This is a genomic window from Chthoniobacter sp. (genome assembly GCF_040003245.1).
Taxonomy (GTDB): Bacteria; Verrucomicrobiota; Verrucomicrobiia; order Chthoniobacterales; family Chthoniobacteraceae; genus Chthoniobacter.
This window is the reverse complement of the sequence record NZ_JBDUCX010000233.1, coordinates 1-10,878: the sequence shown is the minus strand read 5'-3', so window position 1 is coordinate 10,878 and position 10,878 is coordinate 1. Positions and strand designations below refer to the sequence as shown.

General features: G+C 62.0%; 10 protein-coding genes. 7 read left to right on the top strand and 3 right to left on the bottom strand.

Annotation, left to right across the window (positions count from 1 at the left end):
* Window positions 1-707: 707 nt before the first annotated feature.
* Window positions 708-1,202, bottom strand: coding sequence for an asparaginase domain-containing protein (locus ABJF10_RS24665; protein WP_348547286.1), 495 nt, complete (start codon window positions 1,200-1,202; stop codon window positions 708-710).
* A gap of 18 nt (window positions 1,203-1,220) precedes the next feature.
* A complete protein-coding gene (locus ABJF10_RS24660) occupies window positions 1,221-1,778 on the bottom strand; it encodes a hypothetical protein (RefSeq protein WP_348547285.1) in 558 nt (185 codons plus the stop codon).
* A 157-nt stretch (window positions 1,779-1,935) separates the two neighbouring features.
* Here ABJF10_RS24660 and ABJF10_RS24655 point away from each other — a divergent pair, with 157 nt between their 5' ends.
* The 6 genes from ABJF10_RS24655 (at window position 1,936) to ABJF10_RS24630 (ending at window position 9,413) form a co-directional block, all read left to right on the top strand.
* The gene (locus ABJF10_RS24655) at window positions 1,936-2,286 is read left to right on the top strand and encodes a cupin domain-containing protein (protein ID WP_348547284.1); all 351 of its coding nucleotides are present in this window, start codon (window positions 1,936-1,938) and stop codon (window positions 2,284-2,286) included.
* Window positions 2,287-2,308: 22 nt separating this feature from the next.
* Window positions 2,309-3,886, top strand: a complete 1,578-nt coding sequence (locus ABJF10_RS24650; protein ID WP_348547283.1) for a PQQ-binding-like beta-propeller repeat protein — start codon at window positions 2,309-2,311, stop codon at window positions 3,884-3,886.
* A 43-nt stretch (window positions 3,887-3,929) separates the two neighbouring features.
* Window positions 3,930-4,490, top strand: coding sequence for a hypothetical protein (locus ABJF10_RS24645; RefSeq protein WP_348547282.1), 561 nt, complete (start codon window positions 3,930-3,932; stop codon window positions 4,488-4,490).
* A gap of 155 nt (window positions 4,491-4,645) precedes the next feature.
* Window positions 4,646-5,914: a PQQ-binding-like beta-propeller repeat protein gene (locus tag ABJF10_RS24640; protein WP_348547281.1), complete on the top strand. Its 1,269-nt coding sequence runs from the start codon at window positions 4,646-4,648 to the stop codon at window positions 5,912-5,914.
* Window positions 5,915-6,006: 92 nt separating this feature from the next.
* The gene (locus ABJF10_RS24635; protein ID WP_348547280.1) at window positions 6,007-8,505 is read left to right on the top strand and encodes an SUMF1/EgtB/PvdO family nonheme iron enzyme; all 2,499 of its coding nucleotides are present in this window, start codon (window positions 6,007-6,009) and stop codon (window positions 8,503-8,505) included.
* Window positions 8,506-8,558: 53 nt separating this feature from the next.
* Entirely contained in the window at window positions 8,559-9,413 is an 855-nt protein-coding gene (locus ABJF10_RS24630) for a sterol desaturase family protein (protein ID WP_348547279.1), read from the top strand.
* Between the two features lie 41 nt (window positions 9,414-9,454).
* Here ABJF10_RS24630 and ABJF10_RS24625 read toward each other — a convergent pair whose 3' ends face one another.
* Window positions 9,455-10,471 (bottom strand): hypothetical protein, encoded by a 1,017-nt coding sequence (locus tag ABJF10_RS24625; protein ID WP_348547278.1) that lies wholly within the window; start codon window positions 10,469-10,471, stop codon window positions 9,455-9,457.
* 144 nt (window positions 10,472-10,615) lie between these two features.
* Between ABJF10_RS24625 and ABJF10_RS24620 the strand changes: the two genes are divergently transcribed.
* Window positions 10,616-10,878, top strand: a 263-nt coding sequence (locus ABJF10_RS24620; RefSeq protein ID WP_348547277.1) for a hypothetical protein, incomplete at its 3' end; no start/stop codon positions are given.

Below are 10,878 nucleotides of genomic sequence, written 5' to 3'. Positions count from 1 at the left end.
CCTCGCGTGTCATTCTGAGCGGAGTGTAACGGAGTCGAAGAACCCCGTCGCGCTACCAGCGATACTGCTGGTTGTGGGACGGGACCCTTCGACTTCGCTCAGGAAGATACCGCGAGGGAAAGTGTAAATTACTTCATAGTCTATAAGGACTCAGCACTCTCACTCGGCTCTCATTCTCTGCCGCAGCCTCGCGTTTTGCGGCGCACCCAGTGAAATTTTCCGCAATGGAGCCAATGGAACCAATGGAGCGATGCACTTTTGGCGTGGTGTCATGGCATACTGGCCTGCGTGAACTTCGACGATTCCCACCACCCGCGCCACGGCAGGATGGCCCGCTTCCCGCCGACCCTCTGCCAGGAACTCAAAAAACGCCTCGTCCACGGGGAACGCCCCCTGCGCTTCGCGACGCCAACCTCAGCGCCCGGATGCTCGGCGGTTTCCGCGAAAAATGGAGGGCCAGGAAAGGCAGGAGCCAATCAAGCCGGATCAAGCCGGATCAAGCCGGATCAAGCCGGGTCAAGGCAATCAAGGTATGATAAATTCGCCACCATCACCGGGAAACCCACGCCTCAAGGCCGATACCAATCAAGGACTCCCGAGCGAAGAAAAGGAAGCCGATTTAAGGTGCCTTAAGCCCCGTTAAGCCGATTTAAGGTGCGAGTTTTTTTGACGAGGCCTGGAACCTCCAACCAAGCGACCTGGATCGATCATGCAACCGGCTCAAACCGCCCCTTCTCCCGGTTTTTGCGGACCGAGGTGCCAGGATAGATCCGGCCATTCATCGCGATGTAAACGCCGGGGGAAGCGAGTTGGACGGCCGCAATCGCGCAGCCGAAATTGAACGGTGCATCGCTGGCACTAAACCGGGCGGGAGCCATCGCTCCCGTGAGCACGATCACCTTGCCCGCAATGTCCGCCAGGCACTTCGCCGTTTCCGTCATGGTGTCCGTTCCGTGCGTGATGAGGATGCAGCGTTCCGGCGCCGCCTCCACCCGCCGGCGAATATCGGCCCGGTCCGCATCGGTCAGCTCGAGGCTGTCTTTCCGGCACGCCTGTTCCACGACGTATTCGAAAGTCACATTGGCCTCCGTCAGCACCGGCACCACCTGCGGCGCACCGACTTGATAACTGCTGGTCGCGTCGAAGTAGATCTTATCGATCGTGCCGCCGGTGGTGATGATGCGGATTTTCAAATCATTCATGATTCGGTCGCGCTGCGATCATGGCAGCCGGTGCAGCTCGTAGTCGAACGTGGAAAGTGGCTTGCCTTCACGGGGCAGGAGCTGCTCGAGCTGCTGCCGGAAGCAAGCCAGCGCGTGTTCCACCTTATGGATGAGGAATGGCGTCTGGATGTCCATGGAATAGCCCGCGCTGGCGCAGAGAGCCACATGGCGCTGCCCATCGATGATGTGGATGTCGTGGTGCGGAGCATCGACCGCCTGGCTGAACCAAACTTTCCGTTGAAAGAGCCCCCGCGCATCGAAGATAGCCATGAATTCGCGCAATCGCTTGGGATCGACATACCCGGTAAAATACGGCGGGCCACCTTCGCTTCGATTGCCCGACCAGACCGCACGTCCGTCGGGCCAGATGCAGGCGATGACGCGTTGCGGCAGCTGGTTGCCCACCCCGGAATAGTCGAGGTCGTAGAAGACGGAAACAGCCGGCGGCACAGCGGAACCCCGTTCAAAGGGGAGCCGCATCGAGGACAGGCCTTCGTCGTCCTGAGCGAGGGTGAGCCCAGCGAACACGGCGCCAAAGAAAACGAGAAACGCCACAATGCGGATTGGACGACGCAGTGCCGTTGAGGAAAGAGGATCAAACGACACAGTGCGGAAAAGTACAGCGCATCGTTCCGGGGCGAACAAGGGGAAACTCCGCTCGCCGGAGTTGTGCCAGCAAGAATTCGTGACCATACTTACCGCTCATCACGCCATGACTCCTACCGCGAACTACGAAGTCGTCCAGCTCGACACCCTCGATCCCACGCGCTGCCCGTGCGGCTGGAGCCGCCGCGCCTTCGCCGACCCCGCGGAGTCGAAAGCCAGCGTGCATCTCGTGGAAATCCTCGAGGACGCGCGCACGCACTATCACAAGACGCTCACGGAAACGTATATCGTCCTCGAGGGCGAAGGCTACCTCGAGCTCGACGGCGAACGCATCCCGCTCCAGCCGCTCACCACGGTGAAGATCCATCCCGGCTGCCGCCATCGCGCCGTCGGCAAGCTCAAGGTGCTGAACATCGTCCTCCCGGTCTTCGACCCCGAGGACGAGTGGTTCGACTGAAGTCCTGCGCCGCGTTCTCCCCATGAAGCTCACGCCCTCTCTGGCGTCGGTCGCGCTCGCCCTCCTGGCCCACGCGCTCCACGCCGCCGATCAACCGCAATGGGGCCAGGCCTGGTCCCGCAACATGGTCTCCGGGGAGCGCGGTCTCCCGGGTTCCTTCGATCTCGAGAGCGGCCGGAATATCCAGTGGATCGCCCCGCTCGGCACGCAGACCAATAGCACGCCGGTCGTCGCCGGTGGTCGCGTTTACATCGGCACGAACAATGAAGTGCCGCGCGATCCGAAGGAAATCGGCGACCTCGGCATCTTGCTTTGCCTCGATGAAAAGGACGGCCATTTCCTCTGGCAGCTCGCGGTCCCGAAGCGCACGGAGGACCAATACTACGACTGGCCGAAGACCGGCATGGCGTCGCCCGTGACCGTGGAAGGCGAGCGCGCCTACTTCGTGGACAATCGCGGCGAAATCCTCTGCCTCGACGTGAACGGCATGGCCAATGGCAACGACGGCCCCTATCAGGACGAAGGCCTGCACATGCTCCCGCGCCCTTCGTTGCCGCCCACCTTCCAGCAAGAGCCTGTAGCTCCCGGCACGCCCGTCCCCGCCCCCGGTCCCACCGATGCCGATATCCTCTGGCTCTTCGATATGCCTTCCGGCGCCGGCACCTGGCCGCACGATGGCGCGCACAGTTCCATCCTCATCCTCGGCGACTACCTCTACGTCAACACCGGCACCGGCGTGGACAACACGCACCGCGGCATGCGCGCCCCCGATGCCCCGAGCCTCATCGTGCTGGAGAAAAAGACCGGCCGCTACGTGGCCCGCGACGACGAGCACATCGGCCCAAATATCTTCCACGCCACCTGGTCCTCGCCCTCTTCCGCCGTGGTCAATGGCAAGCCGCTCATCTTCTTTGCCGGTGGAGACGGCATCGTGCGCGCCTTCGAGCCGATCACCAATAGCCCACCGCCCGACGAGGTGCTGAAGTTGAAAAAGGTCTGGTCCTTCGATCCCGATCCCACCGCGCCGAAGGAGGACGTGCATCGCTTCACCAGCAATCGCCAGCAAGGTCCGAGCGACATCTACGGCATGCCGGTCTTCTACCAAAACCGCATTTACATCGCGGGCGGCGGCGACATCTGGTGGGGCAAAAATGAAGCCTGGCTCAAGTGCATCGACGCCACGCGCGCCGGCGATGTCAGCGGCACCGCCGAGGTCTGGACCGCGCCGCTCGATCGCCACGTCATGTCCACGCCCGCCATTTACGATGGACTCGCCTTCATCGCCGACGCCGGGCGCAAGATCCACTGCATCGACGCCGAGACCGGCCACGAGTACTGGACCCAGGAAACGAGAGGCGAATTCTGGGCCTCACCGCTCGTCGCCGATGGCAAGGTCTACATCGGCACACGCAAGGGCGACTTCTGGATCCTCGCCGCGAGCAAGGAAAAGCAAGTGCTGGCCACGGTCGACTTCAGGAAGGGGATCAGCGCCACCGCCACCGCCGCCAATGGCACCCTTTTCGTCGCGACCATGACCGACCTTTACGCCCTCCGCGAAGGGGCTTTACTGAAGAAAACGGAGCCAGCCGCCGGGAAGTAAAATCCCCTCGCGCGGGCCGGTGGCCGTTGTATATTGCTTCACCATGAAACGGGCATTTCTTCCTTTGCTCGTCGCCACTCTTCTCCTTGGTGGCATCGGGGAGGCGCGCGATCTGAAGACCGTCAGCGGCGACGTTTATAAAAACGTCGAAGTGCGATCCAAAGACCCGACCGGCATCCAAATCATGCACGACGATGGCGTGATATTTCTCGATTTCAAGAATCTGAGTGAAGCCGACCAAAAGGATTTCGGCTACGACCCCGCCCTCTACGCCGACGGTTGGAAGCAAAAATTTGAGGCGGAGAAAATACGACGCCAACAGGCGGAACTCGCCGCGCAGCAGGCCAACGCCCGCGCCAAGGCGCTCGCCGCGCAGGTGCAGCCCCTGCCCAACACCGACGAAACCTATCGCCCGACGAACCAGACCGGCCTCGAAGTCACGGTCGACAGCCCCGGCTTCAATTACGGCGGCTACCCGGTGGGTGGCTATGTCATCCCCGGCTTTACCACCGTCATCCCCGGTGGCCGCGGTCGAAACGTCGTCCCCTATCCCTACGGCTACACCGGCGCCACGTGGGGCCCAGTCGAAATCCGGCGACGCTGAGCAAAACCGACCCACTGAGCGAGGTTGGCATCAGTCGCGTCGGTCGTATTTCCATCGTTCGTCATATTGCCGGATTGTCTCTGGTCCCGTCCTCTGACCCCAAAACCCAAAAACCATTCCTAGAATCCCGCCCGCTGCGCGGTTATCAGATAGCCATGTTGTTCCGTCCCCTCCTCGCCCTCGCACTGCTCAGCACCTCCCTTTTCGCCGCCGAAAACTGGCCCGCCTTCCGCGGCCCCACTGGTGACGGCCACTCCGACTCGACCGGCCTGCCCATCAAATTCGGCGAGGGCGACCATGTGAAATGGAAGACCGCGATCCACGGCAAGGCCTGGTCCTCGCCCGTCATCTGGGGCTCGCAAGTCTGGCTCACCACCGCCAATGAGGAAGGCACCGAACTCAGCGTCGTCGAAGTCGACAAGGACTCTGGAAAAATCCTGCGCGACGACATCCTTTTCCGCGTGGCCACTCCCCAGTTCTGCCACAAGTTCAATAGCTACGCCTCACCCACGCCCGCCATCGAGGAAGGCCGCGTCTACGTCACTTTCGGCTCGCCCGGCACCGCGTGTCTCGACACCAAGACCGGCAAGAAGCTCTGGGAACGCACCGATTTCGTTTGCAACCACTACCGCGGCGCGGGCTCCTCGCCGATCCTCTGGGAGAATCTGCTCATCGTGAATTTCGACGGCAGCGACAATCAGTTCATCGTCGCCCTCGACAAGGCCACCGGCAAGACCGTCTGGCAAACGAAGCGTTCCACCGACTACGGCGATCTCGCCCCCGACGGCACGGTCAAGAACGAGGGCGACTACCGCAAGGCCTTCGCCACCTGCCAGGTCTATATGCAAAATGGCCAGCCTATCCTCCTCAGCAGCGGCGCCAAGGCCCACTACGCCTACGACCCGCGCACCGGCAAGGAGATCTGGCGCTTCGACGAACCCGAGGCGCACAGCGCCGCCACGCGCCCCGTCGTTGGCGACGGCATCGCCTATATCCCCGCGGGCTTCGGCAAGGCCGGCCTGCTCGCGATCAAGCTCGGTGGCAAAGGCGTGCTCAGCGCCAATGACCTTGCCTGGCGCGTGAAAAAAGCCGTGCCCAACAAGCCCAGCGTCACCCTCGTCAACGGCCTGCTCTTCACCGTGAACGACGGCGGCATCGCCTCCTGCCTTGATGCCAAGACTGGCGATGTGGTGTGGAGCGAGCGCCTCGGCGGCAGCGGCAACTTCAGCGCCTCGCCCATCTACGCCGAAGGCCACATGTATGCCGGCAACGAGGAAGGCAAATTCTTCGTCTTCGAAGCCGGCCGCCAGTTCAAGGTGCTCGCCGAGAATGTCTTCCCCGATGGCTTCATGTCCTCGCCCGCCGTCTCCGGCAAAGCCCTCTACCTGCGCACCAAGACGAGCCTCTACCGCATCGAGAACTGAAATACCGCGGGCCTCTCGCCCTCCACGCTGCGGGCGCGGCTCAGACAGCCGCAACTGGACACTTGCGCCGTCTCCGGTCTATCCTCCAGCGCATGCCCGCTCCCCAGACGGAAGTGCTCGTTTTCGCCGATGGATATGAAGCGATTCGCCGGGTGCTGGGCGCTGGCACGTATGTCTTCGGTCGTTTGTCGTCCTGCGACTTCCCAATCAAAGCCGACCTGGTTTCCCGCCAGCATGCCCGTCTCACGATCGGGGAAGACCGCTCGCTCCTGCTCGAAGACCTGAACAGCGCGAACGGCACTTTGCTCGATGGCCAGCCCATCACCGCGCCCACGCCGGTCACGCCCAACCAAACTATCCAGATCGGCACGGCCCATGTCCTGATCCAATACCGCGTCGTCCCTGACTCGGAAGACCCCACGAGTGCCGCTCTCCACGAACCCAAGCTCCAGGAGCTGACACACTCCACTCACTATGAAATGGGCGTGCAGATCGCCAAGGGTGGAATGGGCGCCGTCCTCGCCGCCCGGCAGCCGGCGATCCGGCGCGATGTGGCGATGAAGATCATGCTCCGCGAGCAAGGCCCCCACGATCGCCTCCGCTTCATCGAGGAAGCGCAACTGACCGGCCAGCTCGAGCATCCCAATATCGTTCCGGTCCACGATCTCGCCCTCGATCACGAAGGTCGTCCCTATTACACGATGAAGCTGGTCAAGGGGGCCACGCTCAAACGCATTCTTCGCCAGATCGCCGGCGGCGATGCCGAAACCATCGCCCATTACCCACTCGCCGCGCTCCTGACGATCTTCCAGAAAGTGTGCGACGCCGTCGGCTTCGCCCACGCCAAGGGCGTCATCCATCGGGATCTGAAGCCGGAGAATATCATGGTCGGCGAGTATGGTGAGGTGCTGGTCATGGACTGGGGATTGGCCAAGGCAGTGGGAGTCCGATCCGCCGCCGGGAGCACGGTGCCCGATCCCGTGGAATTAGACGTCCCCTCGGTGCAGAGCGCGCGCCTCGATCAGCGCGATATCTTCTCGACGCTCGACGGCTCGGTGATGGGCACGCCGGCTTACATGAGTCCTGAACAGGCGCGCGGCGAGGTCACTTCACTCGACCGGCGCAGCGACATCTTTTCGCTCGGTGCCATTTTGTTCGAGCTGGTCACGCTCCTCCAGCCATTTACCGGGAAGACCCCCGAGGAAATCGTGGAGAACATCAAGCAAGGCAGATTCGAGTATCCCACCGCGCGCCTGCGCTCCCAAGGGAAGGCCCGCCCGCCACACCTTCCCCGCGGCCTTGTTTCCGAGTCGCTGGAAGCCATCATCGTGAAAGCGTTATCGCTCAAGCGTTCGCAGCGCTACCCGAGCGTGAAAAAACTCCAGGGCGATCTCACCGCCTATCAAAGCGGGTTTGCGACGAGCGCCGAGCAGGCTGGGCCGTGGAAACAATTCCGGCTGCTGGTCCTGCGCCACCAAGGCCTCTCCCTCACCGTGGGCATCGGTCTGCTGGCCCTGCTCGGGGTCTCGGCCGCCTTTGTCCGCGCCAGCCTCCTCGCGAAAAATGAAACACGGGCCACCCATTCGGAACACGAGCGCGCCAATACTTTGAGTACGGCATTGGACCAAACCAAGCGTGAGCTCTTGCAAGCCCGGCAAACTTCCCGCGACATGGAAGCGAAGCAACGTTCGAGCAAAAATGAGATGCTCGTGTCACTCGCCCAAACCAAACAAGCCCTCCAGGTCTCCGAAGCCAACTATCGTTCCGCCGAGTTCGAGCGCTCCGTCTTGCAGCGGACGCTGGCCCAGAAATTCCAGGCCGAATTCGCCAGGACGACGCCGGCACCACCCTCGCCCACCGACCAGAAAACCAAACCTCCCAAGGCAACCGAGCCATTCGTGAATTCGCTGGGCATGGTCTTTGTCCCTGTTCCCATCACCGGGGGGGCGACCAGTGAAAAGCCGGTATTGTTTAGCGTCTGGGATACGCGGGTGCAGGATTTTTCGGAGTATGAGCGCGCGAATAAGTTGCTGGCGAAAACAGCGCCTTTCGCTCAAGGGCCGACCCATCCCGTGGTGGAAGTGAACTGGGACGAGGCCAAGGCGTTTTGCACCTGGCTGACGGCCGCAGAACGCAAAGCCGGCAAGATCAAAACGCGCGATGAATATCGACTACCCACCGACCATGAGTGGAGCAGCGCGGTGGGGATCGCGTGGAAAGAAGAAGCCGCCGCCAGCCCGGACTCGAAAAGCGCCGCGATTGGCGAAGTTTATCCGTGGGGAACGCAATGGCCGCCGCCGAAGGGCGCCGGCAACTATGCCTCCTCTCTCCATGTGGACGAGTTTGAACACACGTCGCCGGTCGGTAGTTTCACGGCCAATCGCTACGGCATCTTCGACCTGGGTGGGAATGTCTGGCAGTGGTGCGAGGACAAATACAACGCGCAATCCGAATCGCGGGTCATGCGCGGCGGCTGCTGGGGCAGCGACGACAACACCTCCTGCTCGTCCTCTTACCGCCACGTGGTCCACCCCTCGAATCGCTACGTGAGCAATGGATTTCGTTGTGTGTTGGTTTTGTCCGAAAACTGACAATCGTGTAACCGATCCCCACTTCTCCCGTCTGGAGGTGAGGAATCCCTCCCATGAAACACGACGCCACCTTCCTCCATATCGCCCTCGGCCTCGTGGTCCTCTCGGTGATCTTTTTCATCATCGAGCGCCTCCTCGGAAAGAGCCGCGGCCGGCCGTTGCTGCGCCAAGGCTGGCTCACCGACGTCTGCTTCTGGTTCTTCACCCCGCTCGTGACCAAAGTGCTCACCAAAGTGGCGCTCTTTCTCCCCGCCGCGTTGATCATTGCCCTCGGCGTCACCACCGTCGGAGGCCTAAAATCCGGCGCTTACCACGGCTTCGGTCCGCTCTCCCGGCAGCCGCTCTGGCTGCAAATCATCGAGATCTACCTGCTCGTCGATCTGCTCGGTTATTGGTCACACCGGCTTTTTCACCGCCGCGGCTGGTGGCCGTTTCACGCCGTGCATCACAGCTCGGAAGATCTCGATTGGCTGAGCAGCGTGCGCGTCCACCCGGTCAATGACCTCGTCAGCAAACTCGTCCAGGTCACCCCGCTCTTGCTCCTCGGCTTCAATCCCTTCGTCTCCCTCTCCGCCGCGCCCGTTCTCACCCTTTACGCCATCTTCATCCACGCCAATGTCGACTGGGACTTCGGCCCCCTGCGCTACGTCATCGCCACGCCGGTCTTCCACCGCTGGCACCACTCCAAGGACCGCGAGGCGTGGGACAAAAACTTCGCCGGCCTCTTCGTCTTCTGGGACGTCCTCTTCGGCACCTTCTACATGCCCAAGGATCGCCCGCCGCAAAACTTCGGCATCCCCGAGGAATTTCCGAAAGACTTCATCGGCCAACTCGTCCACCCCTTCGCCCGCTCATTCGCCAAAAAGCAAACGCCCCCGCCCGTCGCCGTTCTGGAGCCCGTGAAATAGAGCCCGTCCGTTTCGCGCCATTGGATGTTGGATGTTCTGCCTTAGTCAAAGATCGCCTCCCCATGCTCGCGATACGATTGCCAGCTGAGGTGCCAGACCTTCTTCTTGAGCTCCACGGGCTGCTTCTCCGCGAACTGATGATCGAACTGCCGCACCAGGAGCTGCGCCAGAAACCAGTCCGTGTAGTCGTCGAGCCACTCCATCCGCATCCGCGCCGGCTCCGCCAGCCAATCGAGGCGCGGCAACGGCCGCTTCATGTGGCGCGGCACGGGTAGAAACAGATCCGTGTGATTGGTGAACCAGCTCCGGCCATAAGCATACGTCGGCTTGTGATGCATCAGCCGCGCCTCGTAGAGCACGCTGGAATTCACCCCCGCCACCGCGTGCGCCGCACGCAGCAGCGTCGTCAGGTCCGCTCCTTCCGGCAACAGCACCGTATTCGGCAGCGTCGGCACCAACGCTTCCAATCCCACCAGGTCCGCATCGCGGGCCAGCGGATGCCTCTTGAGCACGAGCTGAAATTCCTCCGGCAGGATCGAGCGAAAATGCGCCAGCAACTCACACCAATCGCTCACGTGCAGGTCCCAGTGGTTCACCTGGTCGCGCACCAATTGCAGCGGCCACAGGACGAACGGCGCCTGCACCGCGTCGGGCAGTTCCTTGTCTCGCTTCTCCAGCCACGCCGTCCGCGCCGTGCGCGCCCGCTTCCGCTGCGCGTCCGTCACCCCGCGAAACACCATGCGCGTGAGCGAAGACTCCCAGCAAAAGCCCAGCGGATCAGCGTGCATCGTCGAGTAGTGCGGGAAAAAGCCGTCCTCGCAGAAGGTCACGTTGATTCCATGCTCCCGGCACAGGCTCACCATTCCCGCGCGATCCGCATCGAAGCACCATTTCAGCATGATCTCCGGCCGCTCCTCGCGCGTCATGAGCAGCTCGTAGAATTCGAATTCCGTGAAAATCCTCCCGCCATACAGGTTCCGGAAATGCCGGCCGTAGAAGTGATCCATCCACCCGTTGGTGTAAGGGTTCGTCCAGCAGTACGTGTCCGGCACAATCATCCCCTGCCGGATAACATCGAAAGGCAGAACATCCAACACCCAACACCCAACGCCCAACATCCAACATCCAATGAAAGAACCAACCCCCACCCCACGCTTGCGCTCCCGCGACGGCGGGATTGGGCGTTGGATGTTGGATGTTGGATGTTTAATCTTCCCCCCATCGACCCACTCCCTCCCCATCTCGATCCATCGAACGAAAGCAGCCAGGCCAGCCGGCAGCAATGGATGAACCGCGCCTATATCGTGGGAGCGATCGGCCTCGCCGCGCTCTTGTTTAGCGTCACCCATTTTCATCACGCACCGCCCAAAGCCGCCGTCGCTCCAGCGACTCCGGTGCCGGCTCCCATGGACGAGATCACCATGGAAAAGACCGCGCTCGAGCTCCAGGAAAAAGGCAACTTCGC